The sequence below is a fragment of the Flavobacterium sp. CLA17 genome, assembly GCF_013112255.2.
GTDB classification, from domain to species: domain Bacteria; phylum Bacteroidota; class Bacteroidia; order Flavobacteriales; family Flavobacteriaceae; genus Flavobacterium; species Flavobacterium circumlabens.
This window is the reverse complement of sequence record NZ_CP068294.1, coordinates 1,831,660-1,854,661: the sequence shown is the minus strand read 5'-3', so window position 1 is coordinate 1,854,661 and position 23,002 is coordinate 1,831,660. Positions and strand designations below refer to the sequence as shown.

Annotated in this window: 12 protein-coding genes; 3 read left to right on the top strand and 9 right to left on the bottom strand. The window is 35.2% G+C overall.

Features of this window, described 5'->3' with window-relative positions:
- Positions 1-492: 492 nt before the first annotated feature.
- The 8 genes from HAV12_RS08130 to HAV12_RS08095 all read right to left on the bottom strand — a co-directional run bounded on the left by HAV12_RS08130 (position 493) and on the right by HAV12_RS08095 (position 18,313).
- Positions 493-2,559: a beta-N-acetylhexosaminidase gene (locus HAV12_RS08130; RefSeq protein WP_171569203.1), complete on the bottom strand. Its 2,067-nt coding sequence runs from the start codon at positions 2,557-2,559 to the stop codon at positions 493-495.
- A 158-nt stretch (positions 2,560-2,717) separates the two neighbouring features.
- Positions 2,718-4,655: a glucosamine-6-phosphate deaminase gene (gene nagB / locus HAV12_RS08125; protein ID WP_171569202.1), complete on the bottom strand. Its 1,938-nt coding sequence runs from the start codon at positions 4,653-4,655 to the stop codon at positions 2,718-2,720.
- Positions 4,656-4,766: 111 nt separating this feature from the next.
- Complete coding sequence (locus HAV12_RS08120; protein ID WP_171569201.1) at positions 4,767-6,335, bottom strand: RagB/SusD family nutrient uptake outer membrane protein; 1,569 nt, start codon at positions 6,333-6,335, stop codon at positions 4,767-4,769.
- 10 nt (positions 6,336-6,345) lie between these two features.
- The gene (locus HAV12_RS08115) at positions 6,346-9,378 is read right to left on the bottom strand and encodes a SusC/RagA family TonB-linked outer membrane protein (protein ID WP_171569200.1); all 3,033 of its coding nucleotides are present in this window, start codon (positions 9,376-9,378) and stop codon (positions 6,346-6,348) included.
- Between the two features lie 336 nt (positions 9,379-9,714).
- Entirely contained in the window at positions 9,715-10,740 is a 1,026-nt protein-coding gene (locus HAV12_RS08110; protein WP_171569199.1) for a glycosyl hydrolase family 18 protein, read from the bottom strand.
- A gap of 85 nt (positions 10,741-10,825) precedes the next feature.
- Complete coding sequence (locus tag HAV12_RS08105; RefSeq protein ID WP_171569198.1) at positions 10,826-12,346, bottom strand: SusD/RagB family nutrient-binding outer membrane lipoprotein; 1,521 nt, start codon at positions 12,344-12,346, stop codon at positions 10,826-10,828.
- Between the two features lie 11 nt (positions 12,347-12,357).
- Entirely contained in the window at positions 12,358-15,546 is a 3,189-nt protein-coding gene (locus tag HAV12_RS08100; RefSeq protein WP_205423357.1) for a SusC/RagA family TonB-linked outer membrane protein, read from the bottom strand.
- Between the two features lie 427 nt (positions 15,547-15,973).
- Positions 15,974-18,313 carry a S8 family serine peptidase gene (locus tag HAV12_RS08095; protein ID WP_171569196.1) on the bottom strand — a complete coding sequence of 780 codons (2,340 nt, stop codon included), beginning with the start codon at positions 18,311-18,313 and terminating at the stop codon, positions 15,974-15,976.
- Positions 18,314-18,639: 326 nt separating this feature from the next.
- Here HAV12_RS08095 and HAV12_RS08090 point away from each other — a divergent pair, with 326 nt between their 5' ends.
- The 3 genes from HAV12_RS08090 to HAV12_RS08080 all read left to right on the top strand — a co-directional run bounded on the left by HAV12_RS08090 (position 18,640) and on the right by HAV12_RS08080 (position 22,037).
- The gene (locus tag HAV12_RS08090) at positions 18,640-19,692 is read left to right on the top strand and encodes a sensor histidine kinase (RefSeq protein ID WP_171569195.1); all 1,053 of its coding nucleotides are present in this window, start codon (positions 18,640-18,642) and stop codon (positions 19,690-19,692) included.
- Positions 19,682-20,383 carry a LytTR family DNA-binding domain-containing protein gene (locus tag HAV12_RS08085; protein ID WP_132035266.1) on the top strand — a complete coding sequence of 234 codons (702 nt, stop codon included), beginning with the start codon at positions 19,682-19,684 and terminating at the stop codon, positions 20,381-20,383. The genes HAV12_RS08090 and HAV12_RS08085 overlap by 11 nt, the downstream gene beginning before the upstream one ends.
- Positions 20,384-20,561: 178 nt before the next feature.
- On the top strand, positions 20,562-22,037 hold the full coding sequence (locus HAV12_RS08080) for an MFS transporter (protein WP_171569194.1): 1,476 nt from the start codon (positions 20,562-20,564) through the stop codon (positions 22,035-22,037).
- A 224-nt stretch (positions 22,038-22,261) separates the two neighbouring features.
- Here HAV12_RS08080 and fsa read toward each other — a convergent pair whose 3' ends face one another.
- The gene (fsa, locus tag HAV12_RS08075; protein ID WP_171569193.1) at positions 22,262-22,921 is read right to left on the bottom strand and encodes a fructose-6-phosphate aldolase; all 660 of its coding nucleotides are present in this window, start codon (positions 22,919-22,921) and stop codon (positions 22,262-22,264) included.
- Between the last annotated feature and the right edge of the window lie 81 nt (positions 22,922-23,002).

The window sequence follows — 23,002 nt, the reverse complement described above, 5'->3', positions numbered from 1 at the left end:
TTAATAGAAAAAAAATATTCCAATTACAATCACTTACACACTGAAATTCAGCATGTAAAAAACAATAACGGGGATTCAATCAACTGCAAATGGAAAACATTGCAATCATTGGAAATTAATTCGATTTACTTCTATAAATAAATATTACTATTACTGATTTCCATAATCATTAGCAAATAGTATTGATTGATATTTATATATACTTCTTTTTTAAAAAATTAGTAATAAATAAAAAAAGATAAATTTGGGGGGCAATTCTACTTTCTAAAATTCTACTTTCTTGTCATGTTTTTGTTTATTCTCTTATTTGGTTTTTAAAGGTTACTAAATATATTGATGGTTATTTTAATACTGATTTTTAATTTATTTTAAGCATTTAAAAGAGCCGTTATTCGTTCGTTACTATAATTATCTCTACCAGAAAACTTCTGATAGAGATAACTAAACAATCTGGTAACTTAAACTTACTAACTACTAATTCAAACCAAACTTTTATATTAATTTCTTTAAACTTTTGTAAACGGCCAGCTCCACATCAGCATGATCTTTGGAGTCACATTCTTCTACCAGTTTTTGCAGGTCTTCTGCTTTTAAAGTTGATTTGTTATCCAAAACAAGCAATAATTGTTCTGATACATCATTTAACTTTTTAGCTAAAGGTAAAATGGGCTGAACTAACGGTGCATTGGAACTTAGTTCATTTAAACCTTTATTGACAGCAATCCATTTGTTTAAATATGCCGCTACTTTTGCTTTCTTTTCAGGTGATTTATTGGCCAGATATTGACTAACTGCATCATCAAAGGCCAAAGCATCTTTCGCATCAGGCGTACAGGCATCTGCAAAAAGGTTAAGCGGGGAATACATTTGATATTCTGTTCCGCCTTTATTACGTTTATATCCTTTTAAAGGCTCACAAACATTCGAAAATTCGCTCAGCGATTTTATACTCTGATTGTTAGCGATATTTCTTAAAATAACTGCTTTATTGCGAATGTGTGTCAATCCGAGTTCTTCGAGTCTGAAAGAAACTACATCCAGACGTTTGCGCATGTTAGGTACATCAGTAACTGTTTCGGCAGACCAGAGTCTTTCGGCAATTGCAGCTGTTCTTGGCCACACTCTTGAATCTATGGTGGCTGGCGTTGCAAGCTCTGTCCACATCGTGGCTTCTCCTCCTAAAATTCTTGCTTTTTCCTCAGCAGATAAATCGGCTCCTTTTGGCATTGGATCATTCAGATAATGACTTTCTACCGGATACATCAAATCGATATAATATCCGTTTGACAAAACGGTTTTGTATCCTTTTTTTACGGCGTCTACTAATGACTGTCCTGCAATAACTCCTTCATTTGGCCCTCTCCACGAATGTATGATCGCTTCTTTTGACATGTTTTTTGTCAAAATTTCTTCCCATCCCATCAGTTGTTTGCCATGTTTTTTAAGCATGGGCACCAGCTGCATGGTGAAATACGTTTGTAATTCGTGGTTGTTCGCTAAGTTGTTTTTCTTTTTAAATGCCTGAATTTTTGGATTCGCGTCCCAATCTTTCCCTTCGTTTTCATCTCCCCCGATATGAAAATAAGACCCGGGAAATAGAGGGCACACTTCGTCAAAAAACTCACTGAGTAATTGATAGGTTTTAGGATTTGAAGGATCTAATGTTGGCGAAAAAATACCCGCATTTCTTTCAATTCCATAGGTCGCAATTGCGGTTCCCTGAATATTTTTTTCTGCAGTTCCTCCTGTAAGTGTCGTCACTTTACTGCCAATTTCGGGATAGGCCGTTAAAATGGCTGATCCATGGCCGGGAACATCTATTTCGGGAACAATTAAAATACCGCGCTCATCAGCATATTTTACGATATTTTTAATTTCCTCTTGTGTGTAATACAATCCATCCGAAGCTAATTCTATTAATTTTGTATGTTTTTTCATTTCAATTCTCCATCCCTGATCGTCTACTAAATGCCAGTGGAAAACGTTCATTTTCATCGCTGCCAACGCATCAATATTTCTCTTGATCACATCAACCGGCTGGAAATGCCTTGCCGCATCGATCATCAGGCCTCTCCAGGTAAATCTTGGAAAATCTGAAATTTGGGAATTCGGAAAATAAAATGAGGTACTATTATTCTGTAACAGCTGCAATAACGTTTCAAGGCCATGCAACGCTCCTAAATCGCTGGTTGCATTTATTGTAATTTTGTTCTGACTGATATCCAAATGATAACTTTCATCTTCATATAAGGCAATTTTCCCGCTTTTGGTACAGTTGATCTGTAATTCAGCTTTTGGAACTTCATTTAATTTTGCAATAAAACCCTGTTCGAAAAAAATACCGGTTCTACCATCTAAGCGACGTAAAAAACGTGTTACACCACCAAAAATTCTTGGATTTGGATTTCCGGTAATATTTACTTTAAAATTTTTGGTTAAAGTAAAACTGCCGTCATTTAACACAATACTCTGAGGCCAGGGCATAAGGTTGAGCTGCTCTTTCTGAATCTGAGCGCCAGAGGTAAAACCCGCTAATAGTAGGACTAATAAATATTTCATTTTAATGTTTTTGAAAGATGTTATCCGGAGACAACATTAATAAATAGATAAAGAAACAAAACTCAGAAGGATCTCTGCCGAACCTCACTTTCCTATGAGATCAATCTGAATTTTGTAGTTTGATTCGCTCTCACCCGAATCGGTTTTAAAAACAACTTCTAATAATCAAAACGTTTAAAGGCTTCAATTGCCTCATATTCAGCCAAACCTAATTCATCGTATAAGATGGCTGTATTCTTGTTTCGGTCTTCTGCCCTTACCCAAAATTCCCTGGAATCATTTCCCTGAAACATTACCCTGTCTTTTTGGGACTGGTGGTATAAAATCGCATGACGTTTTAATAATACTTCTGACGGACTTAACGGGACTGCCATATCAATTTCGTGAATGTCCCATTCGTGCCAGGCTCCTCTGTACAGCCATAACCAGCAATCGTCCATGTATCTTTCGGGCTTCAATGCTGCCATTGCAGCAAATATAGCGTTCAGACATACTTCATGTGTTCCGTGCGGATCAGCAAGATCGCCTGCGGCAAATACCTGATGTGGTTTTATTTTAGCAATGATAGCCTTTACGATAGCAATATCTTCAGGACCTAACGGGTTCTTTTTAACTTGTCCGGTTTCGTAAAAAGGCAGGTCTAAAAAGTGTGTATTCTCATCTTTTAAGCCTATATACCTTGTTGCGGCATAAGACTCTCTTCTTCTGATCAGTCCTTTTAATTTTCGAACTTCCAAAGAATCAATCTGATTCTCTGATTTGTTATTCAAAAATTCAATAACCGATTTAAAATTTATTTTCGTGGCATCAGGGCCAACAAAATCGCTGCAAACCTCAGCAAATTTTAATGCTTCATCGTCTGTAACGGCTATATTTCCCGAGGTTTGATATACTACGTGTACATCATGTCCTTGTTTTATCAATTTTGAAAAAGTTCCTCCCATAGAAATTACGTCATCATCCGGGTGTGGACTAAAAAGAATCACTCTTTTTTTGGCCGGATTGGCTCTTTCCGGACGGTGCGAATCATCCGTATTGGGTTTTCCGCCTGGCCATCCAGTAATGGTGTGCTGCAAAACGTTAAACATATTGATGTTCAGATCATAAGCAGAACCTTCTTGTGCCAAAAGATCAGACATACCGTTATTGTTGTAATCACGGTCTGTTAATTTTAAAATAGATTGTTTTGTTTTTTGGCATAACCAAACAATTGCTTTGCTTTTTAATTCATGTGTCCAAATACATTCTCCTACTAACCACGGTGTTTTAAAACGGGTTAATTCTACCGCTGCAGACTGATCCAAAACGAAAGTGGCATTGGGATGGTTTTGTAAAAAAGTGGCAGGAACTTCAGAACTGATATCACCCTGAACGGTTCTTTTGATGATATCGGCTTTGTTTTGTCCCCAAGCCATTAATACAATTCTTTTCGATCTCATGATCGTTGAAACTCCCATGGTAATCGCTCTTTTAGGAACATTGTCTATACCATTAAAATCGGAAGAGGCATCTACTCTTGTAATGTGATCCAGCGTTATGATACGCGTTCCGGAGTTAATGTGTGATCCGGGTTCATTGAAACCTACGTGACCCGTACGTCCAATCCCTAATAATTGAAAATCAAGACCTCCTGCACTTTTAATATTCATTTCGTAATCGATACAATACTGATTCAATTCTTCAATCGAAACGGTACCATCGGGAATATTAACATTTTCAGGTTTAATATCAATGTGATTAAAAAGATGCTGGTGCATGAAATAATGGTAGCTCTGATTGTTCTCTTTTGTCATCGGATAATATTCGTCCAGGTTAAAAGTGATAACATTGCTAAAACTCAAGCCTTCTTCTCTGTGCATTCTAACCAGTTCCTCATATACTTTTATAGGAGAAGAACCTGTTGCTAAACCCAATACGCAAGATTTACCTTTCTCTTGTTTAGATCTGATCAACTGAGCGATTTCATGTGCTACAATTAGGGAAGCTTCCGCAGAATTTTTGAAGATTTCATTGTGGATTTTTTCAAATCTGGTTTCTTCAAATTTTCCCGCACTTTTATAGCTGATATCAGGTTTTATTTCTAAAGCACTTTTCATTTCTTTTCTTTTTGTGGTAATTACATTTTGGTTTATGAAATGGTATAAGTAACTCACGTTACTTATACCATTTGCCAACCAAACTTATATTCTTTCTTTTTTTTTATTTTTTTAGAAGTTGGCTTTGTTCACATCCCACCAAAGTCTTGTGGCTCCGTTGTCTGGTCCGCCTAATACGGCAACTCCAGATTCAACACCTTTAGGGTTGTTTGCTGCTTCTGATTGTGCGAATGGCAATCTTCTAACACCTAATTCAGTGCTGATTATACCACCACTTTTATTATTTGCAATTCTAAATAATTTCGGATAACCGGTTCTTCTAAATTCAGACCAGGCTTCTTGTCCGTCAGGATAAGTTGCAATCCATTTTTGAGTAATAATTTTTTCAAGATTTTCCTCATTAGTAATACCCCAGGCAACTGTAATTTTCGAAACTGCCGGAGTATTATTTGCTGGGAATAATGGATCAACATAGTCTAAAGCTTTTTTAGTATTATCTGCAGCATAAGCTGAAGCTCCAGAAACACCATTTTGTTCAAAAGATGCCGCGATTCCTGCTTCATACAATTCTTTACCGGTTCCGCCCATGTTCCAGCCTCTTAACGCACCTTCTGCTCTTAAGAAATAAACCTCTGCCGTTGTCATCCATGTAACTAAACCATTTTTAGTTCTAGGTCCTGTTTGCGAAAATTTAGAATAAGTAGTTCCTGAAGGATAAGTAACCCCTGTTCTGACAGAAGCATATTGACCTGGAATAATATCTGAGGTATTCCAATATTTAGCCAAACGCGGATCTTGGTAACCTTGTAAGATTGACTGCATATCAGCCCCCATGAATAAACCAACCCAAGAATGGCTCATTTGATCAATAACGTCAAGATTAACAGATGGTTTTACATCCATCACGTCACTATTAATTTTGAAAACACCAATGGAATTTGACACTGCTTTTTCAGCTTCTGTTTTTGCTAACGCTGGATCAACTTTAACTATACGCATAGCCATTCTTAAACGAAGTGAATTCGCATATTTAACCCATTGTGTATAGCTTCCGTCATACACTGATAAATCTGTTCCTTTTAAACTAGATGCTTCATTTGCATTTACTCTTTTAGTCAATTCAGTAACTGCAAAATCCAAATCTTTAAACATTTGTGTGTAAATATCTTTTTGAGAATCGTAAAGAACTGCTCCTAAATCACCAAATTTAGAGTAAACCGCAGGTCCGTGCATATCTGTAATTCTTTGCATTTGCGCCACTTTTATAATAAGTGACCAGGCATAAAATTGATCAAATTTACCTTCAGCTCTTTGTTTTACTTTATACATATTAGAAATAACATCTAAATAAGCTGTATCCCAGGCAAATCCATTCCATCCGGGATTTAAAGCATAATCATAATTATTCAATGGCCCGAAAGGAACCGGAGTAATCATGTATCCCGACCATCCATCAGCTTGTAAACTTTGTTGCAACTGATATTGCCATGTTATGTCAGAAATATACATTCTACTAAAAGAAGGTTTGAACAAACTTTTAATATTGTTATAATCTTGTTCTATTTGTCCAGTGGTGGCTCCCTCTGGATTTGTATTTATCTCCTCAAAATTATCTGTACAACTAAAAGCTGCAAGCAAAGAGAAGCATAATGCGGCTCTTTTTAATTTATTTATTGTCATGATTGTAAGATTAGAAAGTTAAGTTTAAATTAAGACCAATACTTCTTGTTGATGGCATTCCGAATACATCAACCCCTTGTAAACCTTCTCCTGTACTTAAAGCAACGTTTGGATCGAATGGCGCATCTTTGTAGATAAAGAATAAGTTTCTAGCGATTAATGAGATAGAAGCTGATTGTACAAATGGTAATTTCTTTTTATTGAAAGTATATCCAATAGAAATCTCTCTTACACTTACGTTTGTAGCATCGTAAACATACTCACCTGAAACTCCATTTCTACCTGCTGTTTCAGTGTAATAAGTTAATGCATCCATCGAAGTTATTGGAGCACCAGTAGTTGCATTAACACCATTAATTTGTTTTCCTCCGGCATTTCTGGCATCACCAGTTGCTTTAGAAACTCCATTATAATCATTGATAGCCTGAGTTAAACTTAAAACTTCACCACCAAAACGTCCGTCTAATAAAACACTAGCTGTAAATGAACCAATTTTGAAAGTATTTGACCATCCTAACATGAAATCAGGATTTGCATTTCCAACTTCTTCCCAGTCTGTTCTTTGAATAGTGTTATCGCTATTTACTAAAATTCTACCCTGATCATCTCTCTTAAAGTTTTTTCCTTCGATAACTCCAAAAGGTCTTCCTTCAATTAATGAGAATCTGTACGTATTAGATCCCGGGTCAGTAAGTGTAATTCTTCCACCTTCTCCCTGATCTGCAGGAATATCATTTACAGTACTTTTGTTTTGAGAATAATTTAAACTCGTATTCCAACTAAATTTATCATTTTTAATAACGTCTGCAAATACAACTGCCTCAAATCCTTTATTTGTAATACTACCCGCATTGATAAAATAATTTACATAACCATTCAAGTTTGTTGATGGTGCAGGAATTTGCATTAACTGATTTTTAGTTTCAGAGTCATAATATGATAATTCAAACCCGAATCTGTTATTCAAAAATCTCCATTCAGTACCTATTTCAATTTCAGATTTTAATTCCGGTTTCAATGTAGTTCCTGGTATTGGACCACTAGTTGGTACGATACTACCTGCAACAATATTCACCGTTGGATTTGTAATGAATGCAGAAATATCATTACCAACTTGTGCATACGTTGCTCTAACTTTTCCGAAACTAATAGCCTCCGGCATAGCAAACATTTCGCTCAGAATTCCTGTAACACCTACAGAAGGATAAAAGAAACTTGCGTCATCAGTATTCGTCAAAGTAGAGGACCAGTCATTTCTTGCAGCTACATCCAAAAACAAATAATCTTTGTATCCAAAAGTTGTAGCAGCAAATATAGATTGTACTTCTCTTTGATATGCTGTCTGAACATTCCCAGAATTATTGGCAAAATTTCCTAATGTAAAAATGTTAGCATAAGTTAAACCGGCTCCGATTCCAGAATCAAGATTAACACCAGCACTTTTACCACTATTAATACTTGTACCTATTGTTCCGGTAAATGAAAAATCATCTGTTATTTTAGTATTGATAAGAGCTATCAAATCTGCATAATTTTGAGTAGATGTTAAAGTTGAATTAATATATCTACCGTTAGTATGAACTAATGAAGCTGCAGATGTAGCAAACATTTCTTTTTGAAAATTACTTTCATTTCTATTGTAGCTATATCTTGAAGTTAAGTGAAACCACTCTTCAATTTTATAATCTAAAGCAATTGCACCATTAAAGAAATTATTAGTATCTACAGATTTTTGTTTATTTATCTGCCAGTAAGGATTCTCATTACTTTCGTTTACTGTCGCAAAACCCGGGTAATTCTGAACCATCATGTTTCTTGTTGGATCATAAATCTCATAGTTCTTTAAGTCATTTAAACTAAAAGCTCTTGGATGAGAATAAACGCCACTGATTGGGTTGAAATACAAACCGTTCACAGGTCTATTATTGATTTCCTGAACAACATAATTTCCTGTTACAGAAACACTTAATTTATCATCAAAAAATTTACCTACTTGACGGATTCCGAAGTTATTTTTCTTCAAATGGTTTCCTGGCATAATACCTGAAGCATCTGTATTAGCATAAGTCAGGCTCGTTGAAGTTCCACCTGTAGCTTTAGAGAAAGCCAGAGACGTAATTTGAGTTACTCCGGTTTCAAAGAAATCTTCAATATCCCCTTCAACCTTTTGTTTAGCGCCCCAAGATCTTGGATCTCCAGCATTAGAAGTATAATCTGATTGGAATTTTGGCAAGTATGCTGCAGAATCAAAATTTGTTACTGAACTTACTGTTAAACTTTCAGCGCCAACTTTTGCTTTTTTAGAAGAAAGCAAAATAACACCGTTAGCACCCTGGCTACCATATAATACAGAAGCAGCAGCACCTTTAAGAACTGTCATTCCTTCGTAATCATCTGGATTAATCAATGATGTAATATCTCCACCATCACGGTTACCTCCTGCTAAATCACCAAATGTACCATTTGGTTGTGCAGCTCCAGAGCTTACCAACGGAATACCGTCAATAACATATAAAGGTTGATTGTTTACAAAAGATGAATTACCACGAATAACAACTTTTGTAGAACCTCCAACTCCAGAAGAACTCTTAGTTACTGCAACACCGGCAATTTTACCTGCAACAGTATTTATAAGGTTGGCATCTTTTACGCGTGTTAATTCTTCTCCTTTAAGTTCCTGAGCTGCATACGTTAAAGATTTTCTGGTTTTCTTGATACCTAATGAAGTTACAACTACTTCGTTAAGTGCATTTGAAGCTGCCGGAACTAATTTAACATTAATTGTAACAGCATCTCCTACCACAATTGATTGTGTTTCAAGACCTACATAAGTAAAAACCAATGTTTGTCCTTTTTGTGCTTCAATTGAGTACAAACCGTCAAAATCGGTTGTGGCACCTTTTTGACCTCCCTGCACAGCAACAGATGCCCCTGGTAACGGCATCCCATCAGAATCTGTGATCATACCTTTGACATTTTTCACCTGAGCAAGCGAAACCTGCGCTGTAAAAACAATCATAAAGATTAAGAAAATTTTTTTCATGTTTATTTATTTTGTTAGTTATGGCGTAAATTTATTCTTAACGTATTGTTAAAAAAAATAAATTATACAAACGGCTATATTTTTTAAACCAACGACATAAAACAATCAATAATACGTTTTGCGAAAACGTTTTCTCTTTATTAAATTCTACCATTTACTTGTATTTATCACTGTTATATATATCAAATTAACTATTTCTTTATAAGGTAGCAATTCAGGAATAAGTCTTTTAAATTGTGGTCTTTAGAGAAAAAATTAAGCTTTTTTTAATAAAATAACTGCTTGATAAAATAAGAGCGGAGCAACTGTTTTTCAGGGTATCTTCTCCTTAAAATTTTAATTCCCACACAATTCGGTAGTTTTAAATTTTAAGCTTGTATATTTTTTATGTATGACATCTAATAAAGAATATTCGCCAAAAGAATCCTGTGCCAGTTCCCAAATCATAATTCCTCCTGTATTTTGAGAAGCATATTCCACCTTTTGAGAAATAGTAGGTCTTCCGTTATAATAAATTTTTCCTAACTCATCCTGATCGGCAAATTGAGGCCCGACTTCTACAATTTGGCTGAATGTTAAGCTAGTCACAGCTGCATAGGTGAAATTATAACCGTAAAAAGGTACTCCCAGCGTTATTTTATCACTTGGAACATTTTGAAGTTTATGCCAAAAGTCAATTCCGTCCCTGGCATTGCTCATCGAACTGTGCTGACCGGGATTATTCGGTGTCCACGGTCCTGTACTGTCATAAGACATTATATTGATAAAGTCGAATGCATTTAAGGCTGCTGAATTTATATTTTCGAAACGGGAATTATTGGGCAATGCGGCTGTTAAAAGTTTTTTACGCTCCGTAAGGCTTTTTCTTAATTCTAAAACAAATCCACTATAGCCGCTGGTTACGGCATCCCATTCAAGATCTACATCGACTCCGTCCAGCTGATGCAGTTCAACAAAATTTAATATACTTTGAATTAAAACGGGTCTGTTTTCAGATTTATCAATCAGGAAAGACCAGTTTGCTGCCTGTTCTTCTGATAAAACTCCACCTGCGAGCGAAATACTGATTACAATGTTAGGATTTACCGATTTGGCATATTTTATAAGAGCATCGATATCTCCATTAAAATTCAGACTCCCGTCTTTATTGGGATTGGCAAAAGCTACATTGAGATGTGTCAGTTTGCAAAACTGTATTGAAGTTATTTTATAGATATTATCCGAAGATAAATAACCTACAACTCTGGCTGTTTTAGTTTTTGAATCTACAGGATCAGATTGTTTCTCTGTCGAACAGCTGTATGCTGAAAAAAGTGAACTTATAAAAAAAAGGATGCCTAATAAGGCTTTATTTTTTCTCATAATTTTGAAATTTAAACTTGTTGTTTTTAATTTTAATTAGATTGAAATAATACCTTATCAGGCATAACTTTATGTTTGGGATTTTTTAGTTTACATCCCACCAAACTTTACCCAGCCAGTCATTCTTTCCTCCCATTCTGGATACCGCATCTAAATAGTTTTTTTCATTTTTCTGCATCTCATCATTCGGATAGTACAACCGTGTTGGCACAACACCACCAGTTCCGGAATCTGAATTTGTTATGGGGACTAAATGTGGATACCCTGTTCTTCTCCAGTTCGAATATCCTTCAATACTATTAAACAAGTAGGTAATCCAAATTTGTGTTCCAATTTGTTCTTTTTCTGTCCCGGCTAATAAAGGCTTAGCATTTACATAAGCATCGATATTTGCCTGACTTGCAGGAGCCGCGCCATAAATAGATAATTGTTTAATTCCTGCCTCAACTCCTTTTTTGTAATAATCCGCAGCAGAACCTGAAACCCATCCTCTAAAAGCAGCTTCTGCCAATAACAATTGAGTTTCTGAATAACTTACGTGCAAAAACGGAGTTGTTCTTAATTTTAAATAAGGCTGTATACCAGAAGCTGAATTTGATCCTCCGGGAAGCTCCCATCTAAATACTCCCGGTTTAACACCTTCATATAATGTTTCGCCCGGTTGTATTGGTGACCAAGGCACCACACTACTACTTGTTTTAGGAGTGGCTATCATAGTCAATCTTGGATCTCCATTGTTTTTTAGATAGTCTATTAGTAATGAACTAAAATGATCTCCTTGCTCATTTCCTATAAAACCATAAGACAATCCGTTTCCTCTGTAATCCAGTCTGGCAGGATCATCACTAAAAGGAAAATCTAAATGCTGCATAATACAGTTATCAGCATTACTTTCAAAAACTCCATTTTGTAATGCTATCTTAGCTTGTTTTTCTGCTTCGGCAGGTTTTACTTCAGAGATTCTCATGGCCAGACGCAAACGCATCGTGTTGGCTAATTTTTTCCATTTTGAAACATCTCCTTTATAAAACAAATCTCCCTTTATCAAATCACTTCCGGTATTTAATTGATTGAAAGCTTCATTTAATTCGATGAAAAAAGAAGCATAAATATCTTCTTGTTTATCATATTTAGGCGTTACAATTCCTTTAGAGAAAGCTAAACCCGCTTCTGAATAAGGCACATCACCATAAATATCAGTCAATCGCTGTGCGATCATTACTCTCATAATTTTAGCAACAGCATTCATGTTTACAGCCGAAGCGTCTTTACCGGTTACATCAAGAATATCGACAACGCTTTTCATTTCATGGGCGTAGACGTTTCTCCATAAAGCTACTGCATATTCCTCTGAATTATTAAATTTGCCACCGTAGTTTGTTACTGCCCAGGAACCAGAGTAATGCTGTACAAAACCTCCGGCATATATTAAATTTGTTCTATGCTGATAGTATCCATCTCCGGACATACATAATTGGGTAAATGTAAGCTGACCTGCCGGATTTGCGGATAACGCCACAGGATCTTTTTCCAGTTCGTCAAAATTTTCTGTACAGCCAACTACCGTAAAAACTGCAAGCATGGCTATTATATATTTGATTTTCATAATTTACTTTTTTAGAATGTAATTTTAATATTAAAACCATAAGATTGTCTTGATGGTAATGAACCATATTCAAACCCTTGTCCGTTTCCTGAAGTATACATAGACTCCGGATCAATGTTTGGTAAATCTTTATTGAATGTCAATAGATTTCTTCCAAATACAGAAACATAGATTGAATTTATTTTTGCTCCGCCAAAAACGCTTTTAGGGATCGTATACCCTAAACTTACTTCTCTTAATTTTACATACGAAGCATCATAAATAAAAGGTGCCGGAGTGTTATCCGTAACATTTCTCCAGTACTCCTGAGGATCTACAGGTTTAGTGTTTTTTACATAAACAGGATTCTCAGCTGTTCCTGTATTTACTACTCCATTTGCTACATAACCGCCAGTAGGAACCCAGTTATTGATGTCGAAATTAGGATCACTTGCAGCAGCTTGTGTTCTTGCAGCAATATAAGCATCTCTTCCTTCTGTAGTAATATCTAACAATCCTCTTGTTGCAGCAACTGAGTTTGTCATAGAATACACATCCATACCAAATTTCATGTCTAATAAAAATTGAAGTGTGATTCCTTTATAAGAAAATCTATTGGTCAAACCAGCTGCCCAATCCGGAACTCCTTTTCCTAAAGACACTTTAGTATCTGTATATACAGGCATACCATTTGCACCTACAATCATTTCGCCTGAAGGTGTTTTTTGAAAATCTTTTCCAATAATGGTACCGTATTGTCCGCCCACCTGAGCTACAATAGCAGCATTAGCCCAACGAGCCTCAGAAATTGTGTACGTATTAATTTCAGGATGTAAAGAAAGAATTGAGTTTTTATTGCTAGAATAATTTAAGTCAATTCCCCATTCAAAATCCTTAGTTTTTATTGGTGAACCGGATAAAAAGATCTCAATACCTTCGTTACGCAATTCTCCTGCATTTACTGAAAGGAATTCATATCCTGATGTTGATGAAGAGGCTAAATCAAGTGTTTGATCAGCTGTATCTTCGCGGTACACCGTTATATCTGCTTTTAATCTGTTTTTAAAGAAAGAAGTTTCTAAACCAAATTCGATTCCTGTTTTTGATTGAAAAGTCAAGTTTGCATTTGGTGCTGATGTATTCTTAACATTTACCACACTTTGTCCGTCGTAAGAAGAGTACGTAGTATAGTTTAATGCATTTTTATAAGCCCCCGGAGCATTAGAAACCTTTGCCCATGAAGCCCTTAATTTTCCATAAGAAAAAGTATCACTCTGAATATTAAATGCATCTGAGAATACAAAACCTAATGAAGCTCCCGGATAAAAAGCATCTTTATTAATAACGCTAAACCAGTCATTTCTTCCTGTAAATTCAGCATATAAATAACCTTTATAATCAAACTTTGCAGAACCGTAAACAGAACTTGTTCTTGTTCTTGTTTCTACCGGCGCATTGATTGACTGAGTTGAAAAATTACTGATATATTCTGTTCCCGGCTGAATAATATTTGTTCCCTGGCTAGAGTTTTCGGATCTTCTAAAATCTCTTCTGTTCGCTCCTAAAATTCCCGAAAAAGTCAAATCAGTAGCTAATTTGATCTCGCTAAAAGTCGCAATGACATCCGTATTCATTTCAGAAACGGTTATATCATTCAATCCAAGATAACCGGTATCTCTTCCTGGCCATGTACTTCCCGGTACCATGAAATCTTTTGAATCAAAAACATAAGTATCTAAACCAGTTCTAAAAGTCAATCCAACCCATTTTTTAAGTTGATAGGTTCCGGCCACATTTCCCGTAAAACGATTTTTCTTAGAAGAATTATGATTTGCATTTACTGTTAAATAAGGATTCAATTGATAAATATTGCTATTCCATTTATAGACCTCTCCTGTTTCAGGATTTCCATAATTTTTTAACCAGGCCTGATCAATATTTGGGGCCAGACCACTTAAGGAATAGCCAACATTGTTTGGTGAATCACCTAAACCAGGTCGGTTATTTGTAGATTCGACCATGTAATTTACATTAGCATCTAACGTAAACTTGTCTGATTTTAAAGTAGCATTTAATGAAGCATTGTTTCTTTCTAATCCAGAATTAGGAACAACATCATCATTTTTCATATTATTAAATCCAAAACGAAGGAATGCATTTTCACTTCCGCCAGAAAGTGCAATTCCGTTAGTTGTTGTAACCCCAGTCTTAAAAAAATTCTGAATATTGTTGTCAACTTTAGCATAAGGTCGCATAGAGCCATCAAATATTTTTACCTGTGTTCCTACGTGATCTGAAAATTTAGGTCCCCATGCACTGGTTGTATACCCGTAAATTTCAGTAGGTGCTTTTAATGGATCCGGCAAAATTCCGCGATTTCCTGTACCGTATTCAGTTTGAAAATCATCATACTTCGCATTTACGCGATCAAAACTAACACCGCTCGTCAATTCTACCTGTAATTTTCCTTTGCTTCCTTTTTTAGTTGTAATTAAAATTACCCCGTTTAAGGCTCTTGAACCATATAAAGCTGATGCAGCAGCACCTTTTAGTACAGTAAGGCTCTCAATATCATTTGGATTAATACTTGAAATTCCGTCACCGTTATCCCTGCCGTCAAACCATTTACTGGAAGCGGCACTGTCATTGTTCAATCCGGAATTATCAATAGGAACTCCGTCTACAATATAAAGTGGCTGATTACTCTCCCCTATACTCGAAATCCCTCTAATAATAACTCTGGCACTTCCTCCCGCTCCTGTGGCAGGCATAGAAATATCAACACCGGCAATTTTACCTGAAAGAGCCGAAGCAACGTTGGTTGTAATTACTTTGTTCAACTGATCGCCTTTTACATCCTGAACAGCATAGCCCAGTTCTTTCTTTTGTCTTTTAATCCCTAATGCCGTTACAACAACTTCATTAAGATTCTGAGCATCATCTACAAGAGAAACGTTTAACTGAGTTGCATCAGTTACCGTTACTGCCTGAGTTTTGAACCCAATGTATGAAAATAACAAAACATCGTTTTTTGATGCCTGAATTACATACACTCCATCATAATCAGATTGGCTCGCTTTCGCTGTTCCCTGGATAAGAACAGTTACTCCCGGCAATGGCAATCCGTTTTGATCGCTTACTAAACCTTTGATTGTTTTTACTTGGGCAAGCATGACTTGCGTAGTAAAGAAAATCATAAAGATTAACACAATTTGTTTCATTTTTGTCATGGTTTTGTTGGTTAAGCTCTAAATATATTGCTAAAATTAACATAACTAAAACTATTTAAACAAACAACTCAGAACCTTAAACAAACAACACAAAACAATCAATAATACGTTTTGCGAAAACGTTTTCTCTTAAAAAATAACTACTTTTTTATAAATTATAAAACTCATATCCAACAAAAACACTTAATTACCCAATAAATATTTAATTTACATTACTATCTAATAACTTAATTTTTATCTTAAAGCAAAAGGCATTTCATGCAGTAAACAGAATAATTCTTAAAATAAAAGTTAAATTATACAATTGATTAAAAAAAAAAATAAACCCTGAGAAGTCTCTTATATTTTTTTATCATAATTTTAAATGAGATTAAAAAATATAAGAGACTTCTCAGGGCTTATAAATTGAGCAATATTGCTACTTAACTATAACTTGATGACTTTCAGAAGTACCATTTATTTGTATTAACAAAACATAAATTCCTCTTTCAAGCTGTTCTGTATTAATAACTGCATTATTATCAACAATTGTAACTTTTCTTTTTTGTTGTCCTTTCAAGTCATACAGTATTGCAGTAATTGGTATACCGAGATTAGGTAATCCTACTTCATTAAATAAAGAAACATTAATTATACTGCTTGTAGGATTTGGATATATTTTAAAAAAAGAGTTGCCCTCAACAGTACTTGATGTTTCTAAAGACTGACTTGATTTCGTATTACATCCAGAATACAATTTACGCACAGCAACAAGACCACATGAGGTATTTGATTCTACTTTCAGCAGGCCACCTCCACAACCAAAAGGCACTACAGACATACCTTCCAAATAAGTTGTATATATTAATGTTGTTTCTCCTCTATAAAACTTATAAGGCGGGCTTCCTCCTTGTATAGAAACATCAACCTGTCCATAAGGTCCCACGCCATCATACATAGTAACGATAAAATTACTTCCGATATCAATATTTTTGGTAATGGTTCTATAGCCACAAGATGCATTTCCATAATACAGGTTAAGTGTAATTTGACCACTAACAGTTTGCGATGTTCTTGTTAATACAACTGAACCTGTACCATTACCCGAAAGGGTTACTAAATTGCTACTTTGTGTGACTGACCAATTGTAAGTTGTTCCTCCACCCGGAGCAGTATATGCAGCATTAGTACATATCTGATTGGCGCCTGATATAGAGCCAAAACATTGTACCACAGAAACAGCAGCATATGCATCAATTAAGCCATACCCCATTTGATTATTCCAAGTACCATTTGGTCTTCCTGCTGTCGTAACATAAGAATAAGGACCTACTTTTTGAGATGTTTGTTCAATAATATCACGAACCTGCTGTCCTGTCAAAAATGGATTTGCAGAAAGAATTAATGCACAAACACCAACAACGTGAGGACTAGCCATAGAAGTGCCATCTAAAGGGCCTGTAGTATTGTATGGAAGAGTCGACAAAATATTACTACCGGGTGCAACAACATCTAATCTTGTACCGTATCCTGAAAAAACGCTCCGATTACCATTTGAAGTTATGGAACCTACACTCAATATATTATCATTAAAATTACCTGGATAATCCATAATAGCACCGGAGCCACCATAATTACCAGAAGCAAAAACAATTACAGTTCCTTTGTTACTTCTTCCGAAAGTCATTGCATTAACAATTGCATTTTCAAGTATTGCACTATGAAGTTGCCCATAGAATTGCCCACCTTGATCTCCCCACGAGTTATTAATTACATCTGCACCATTTTGATAAGCCCAACTAATTCCACTAGCTAACTCAGCAGATATATTAGGTGTTGCAGAAAGCGAATGACTTACACTCATTATCTTCGATAATGGTGCTACACCAACCACTTGCAAATTATTATCTTTAATAGCTCCAATAGTTCCCGCTATATGAGTACCATGTTCACCACCGTTAAAAACACTAGGTGAGGTTCCCGATTGCGTATCAAAGCTCAACGTAGACATATTTCCTGCCAAATCATTATGCGTTTTATCAATTCCCTGATCAACAACGGCAACTTTTACGCCGCTACCTTGCGATATATTCCATGCCTGACATGCATTAATATCAACATTTGGGTTTGCCACATTATTTAGCCCCCATAAACTCCCAAAGCTTGGATCATTAGTGCAACTATTTTGAAAATCGAACATAAAAGCTGGATCAACATCGGCAAAAAGACCTGTTTCATAAAAATAATTAGAAAGCTCTAAAGAATTTTCAATAGTTTGTTTTTTCACAGTAAGGATATACCATTCTGGCATATTAGAAACCTGCTTAACAATTTGGATGTTTTTTTGTGAAGCAATTTTTTCCAATATCTTAAAATCCGTTTCCTCTTTAAGTTTTACATAAAAATAACCAGAGGTTCCAATAGGCTTTGCATTCTTCCTTTTGTAATATAATGATACACTATTTATATCCGGATTTTCTTTCAAGGCTTTAATCTTTTTCTGAAACTCTAAATCTGTTGGAACTTTTTGAAATTCTAATTTAGCAGTTTTTTGAGCCTTAACATTCGACTTATCTATTTTAAAATCAAAATCTTTTACATTTAAAATCGTAATGCTTGATTTTTGAATATTTTCTTCAGTACTAACATTTAAAAAAGTTTTATCTACTTCTAAATATATTTTTTGACCTTGATAATAGTAGTATAGATTATTTTGCGCAAACGATCCTATGATACTTACTAAAAAAATAAAAATGCAAATGGGTATTTTTTTTTTCATAACGTTTAATTTTAAACTGACAATAGTATTTTTTTAAATCTCATACATTTAAGAATTAACTAGTGCTCTAGATTGTTAACCTGTTAAATATAGTGTTAAAATACCTACAAATAAAAAACTTTAAACAAACAACTCAAAACCTTAAACAAACGACACAAAACAATCAACATTATGTTTTACGAAAACGTTCTCCCCGAAAAATATACCATCATTTCCATTTTTTTTCAAAATTTTATTCAAAAGAATTGCGTTTTAACCTGTAATTGTTTAAAGTTGCAAAATCTTTATGCAAACGACAATCACACCTAAACCCTTATAAAATAAAGTTGAACGAACTTCAGAAATTAAAATTTGACATAAAGCTTCAGAACCACATTTGGTTTTGGGGAAGTTATTTTACTCTTAATTTCTTAAGATGGGGTGCTTACTTCAACGATTATCCGTATTCATTCAAATCAAATCTGATTGAGTTTTCGCTGCACATTCCTCTGGTCTATTTTAATCTTTTTGTTTTAGTCCCGAAATTTGTTTTAAAGCAGAAATACATCCAATACACATTCGCCTTAATTGTAAGTCTGTTTGGTATTTATTTATTGAAAACCGCCCTTACCTATTATATTATATCCGAAAATATATGGCCGGAAGCAAACCGCGAATACCATCCTTTTGAGATCAACCATATTGTTGCCGTTTGTATTGGAGAATTGTACGTTCTGGCGATGGCATCATCGGTTTATCTTACCTTAACCTGGCTGCGCGAAAGGGAAAGAAACAGATCGCTGAGAGAAAATCAATTCAAGATCAAGCTAAAATATCTCGAAAACCAGATCCAGCCTCATTTTTTCTTTAATACGCTGAACAATTTGTATGCACTCTCCTTAGAATCTTCAGATAAGGTTCCTGACGTCATTATCAAATTGTCCAACCTGATGGAATATGTCTTATACGATGTAAAAGGAACCAAATTTGTTCCGCTGATCAAAGAAATAGACTATATTCAGAATTACATCGAAATCGAAAAGTTACGCTTTGAGAATGTGGAAGTTACCATTAACCTGGAATCGGATATAGAAGATGTGGTCGTCCCTCCGCTGATCTTTATTTCACTGGTCGAAAACGCCTTTAAACACGGCGGTCTCAACAATAAAAACCTGAAAATTAAAATCAATTGTAAAGTTACCGATACTAAAATGTTAGATTTTGAAATCCTAAATAATTTTGTAATTTCACCAAATCTAAACTCAAAAGGAGGTATCGGATTAGCCAATACCAAAAAGAGATTAAAATTAATTTATAAAAACGATTTCAGTTTAAAACATACAACTAAGCTCAATTACTATATAATCCGTTTGCAAATACCTATTCGTAATGAAAATTAAATGCGTGTTGATTGATGATGAGCCACTGGCAATCAAAGTCCTGCAAAATTATTTCAGCAATTTTACCGACTTTGAAGTTATAGGTACCTTTAATAACTCTTTGGAAGCGCTCGATTTTATAAACAGCACTGCTGTTGATGCTGTCTTTTTAGACATCAACATGCCTATGATGACCGGTTTTGAATTAATCAGCTTAATTGAAAGTAAAACTAAAGTTATTATAACAACAGCATTTCGTGAATTTGCTGCCGAAAGCTATGATCTTGATGTTTTGGATTATTTAGTAAAACCAATTCCACTGCCCCGATTTATAAAGTGTATCAATAAAATCACCACCGAATATAATCTAAAGAATAATATTAAAGTCGAAACCTCAAAAGGCGACTCTCATATTTTCATCAAAGTAGATAAAAAGATGATGAAAATTAATATTGAAGAAATTCTGTTTGTGGAAGGGATGAAAGAATACATTAAAGTCGTAACCCCTGATAAAACCTATATTACCCATAAATCACTGACTTCCTTATCTGAAGAACTACCCGCTGATCGCTTCCTGCGTATCCATAAATCGTACGTTATTGCCTTAAATAAGGTAAAATCTATTGAAGGAAACCGTATTCAGATCCAATCGTACACCATTCCTATTGGCCGAAACTACAGCAAAGAAGTAAAAAACAAAATTCTGGAATAAAAGGCTGTTCTAAATTCTGTTTTTCAAGAGGCTAAAAATTAACACTTTGTTGAAAAAATACTGTTGTTGGTTTAAATTTAACATTATTTGTGTCTTTTTATTTTTTTTTGATATACTTAACAAATATATTTACGGTCTTCAAAAAACATAAATAATAAAATTAACCTTTACTACTATTATGAGTTCAGAAAATGTACAGACCAAGTGGGGGCAGTTTATCTCTTTGATAATCGTCTTCTTCTTTTGGGGTTTTGTCGGTTCGGCCAATGACATCCTTATCCCAGTATTCAAAAAAGTATTTACTTTATCTCAGGTTCAGTCACAATTGGTGGCTTGGGCTTTTTACGCTGCATATTTTGTAGGATCAATTATCTTCTTTTTAGTATCCCTAAAATCAGATGTTTTACAAAAATTCGGATACAAAAAGACGCTTTCTGCGGGATTAATTCTTTCAGCAGTTGGTTCGTTTTTATTCGTTCCTGCCGCTACAATGGAAAGTTTTCCTTTCTTTTTAACTGCTTTGTTTACGGTTGGTTTAGGATTTTCTATTCAGCAAATTGTAGCAAATCCGCTTGCTATTAAAATGGGAAGCCCGAATACCGGAGCACACCGTTTGACATTGGCAGGAGGTGTAAACTCTTTCGGAACCACTATTGGCGCAATCCTTTTAGGAATTGCTCTTTTTGGAATGGGAGACAACAAAAAAACAAACCTTTCTCTGGAAGATATCAAATTGCCTTTTATCATTTTAGGACTTGCTTTTATCCTGGTGGCGATTTTCATGTATTTTTCTAAAATCGAAGATCCGGCTAAAATAGATGAGGAAGAAGCTAAACTGGAACAAAAACAGGCTAAATTCAGCATTTTAGACTATCCGCAATTGTATTTGGGAATGTTGGGAATCTTTATTTATGTGGGAACCGAGGTGACCATCATTAGTAACTTACCTGCCTTATTAAAAACAAATGAATTCGGTAATATTTTAGAAGATGCTATTTCTCCTTTTATTGCACTGTATTGGGGAAGTTTAATGATCGGCCGCTGGAATGGCGGTGTCAATGTTTTCAATACCTCAAACTTAGTAAACACGGCTCTTAAATTTATCGTACCCGCTTTAGCCTTCGGAGTTATTATCGGAGCAAACGTTTTTGCTGCGCATGATGTATCTTCTTTCTACATTTACCCAATCTGGATTTTACTATTTATAGCAGTAAGTTTCGTAGGCGGAAAAAATGCGGGAAAAACATTAATGCTTTTCGGAATCTCCGGTTTATTAATGATGGTTGCCGGATTAGTTTGCCCGGATACAGAAATCGCAAAATTCTTCTTTATTTCAGGAGGATTGTTCTTATCGATCATGTGGCCTTCTATCTTCGATTTAGCGATTGCAGGATTAGGAAGAAACACCGGAAAAGCTTCGTCTTTCCTAATCATGATGATTCTTGGTGGTGGCGTTATTCCATTAGTTCAGGGAAGTATCTGTGATTTAGACGCAACGCATCCCAACGGAATATTAGGTATTACTTATACACACTTTTCTTATATCGTACCACTACTTGGTTTTGCTTATTTAGCGTTTTATGGCTTCTACTGCCCTAAAATATTAAAAAGCCAGGGCGTAAGCCACGTGCAAAGCGAAGGAGGAGGACACTAAAATCTTCTGAAAAAACAACATAAAAAGACCCGTTTTACAAATTGTAAAACGGGTCTTTTTATTTCAATTCAAATGAATTCAAAATTCTACAACATAGTCTGGTTGTTTACCTACACCCCCCGCTAAGAAAATACCAAAACTGCTGCTAGATTCTCCTGCATACTAAAAAAAATCGCTGTCTCTCATAAGAAAGACAGCGATTTACAATTCTTTTTTGGATAAAACTATTTGTTGTTCCCTTTTTCAAAATCAGCCACAAACTGAGCCAATCCGATATCTGTTAACGGGTGTTTCAATAAACCATAAATAGCAGAAAGAGGTCCTGTCATTACATCAGCACCTATTTTAGCACAGTTTACAATATGCATGGTATGACGTACGGAAGCAGCCAGAATCTGAGTCTCATAACCGTAGTTATCATAGATCTCTCTGATTTCCTGAATCAGGTTCAGACCATCTGTAGAAACATCATCTAAACGGCCAATAAACGGAGAAACATAAGTTGCACCTGCTTTTGCAGCCAATAAAGCCTGACCCGCTGAAAACACCAATGTTACATTTGTTTTAATTCCTTTATCAGAGAAATATTTAGCAGCCATAACACCTTCTTTGGTCATTGGCAATTTTACTACGATTTGCTCGTGTAATTCAGCCAACTCCTCACCTTCTTTGATCATTCCGTCAAAATCCAGTGCATTCACTTCAGCACTCACATCACCTTCAACAAGATTACAAATATCAACGTAATGCTTCAAAATATTATCTTTTCCGGTGATCCCTTCTTTTGCCATCAATGACGGATTTGTAGTTACACCATCCAAAACACCTAAAGCCTGTGCTTCTTTAATCTGAGCTAAATTAGCTGTGTCAATAAAAAATTTCATATGTATTTAAATTTAATTGTGTTCATAATTCGGGCGTGACCCCATTCTCAAAAGGCGCACTTTATACACCGCTTATTCGCG